The organism is Corallococcus sp. AB038B, assembly GCF_003668955.1.
In the GTDB taxonomy this organism is placed as follows: domain Bacteria; phylum Myxococcota; class Myxococcia; order Myxococcales; family Myxococcaceae; genus Corallococcus; species Corallococcus exiguus.
On record NZ_RAWO01000428.1, the window covers coordinates 1 to 381 of the forward strand.

A 381-nucleotide genomic window follows, 5' to 3' on the forward strand; every position below is an offset into this window, starting at 1 on the left:
AGCGCCTCCTCGTCGAGCGTCACCACCTGTCGCCCCGTCTGCTCGCGCGCTTCGGCCCAGGCCTTGGCGTCGAACGAGCGGATCAGCCGGCGACTGAGCGGAGACAACATGGGCATGGGGGTGAAGGGGAGCGGCTGCCCTTCCGCGTCGCGCATGCAGCCCAGCTCCACGGCCCACGCGAGCAGCCAGCGAGGGCGCTTGCCGCCAGCGCCGCGCAACGCGAGGAAGCGCCCCTGGGCCGCGCCGTCCACGAAGAGGAAGCGCCGGTCATAGACGCTCGCGGCGGCGAAGGTGGAGGGCGTGAGGGCCAGGGCCTCAGCGCCGATGCGACGGGCCATGAGCATCAAGAGTTCCAACAGGGGCGCGGAGAGCGCGAGCCCG

General features: G+C 72.4%; 1 pseudogene. It reads right to left on the reverse strand.

The annotated features are described in order from the left end of the window. Positions 1-338, reverse strand: a pseudogene (locus tag D7Y04_RS43775) (deacetylase); the annotation flags it as partial. Between the last annotated feature and the right edge of the window lie 43 nt (positions 339-381).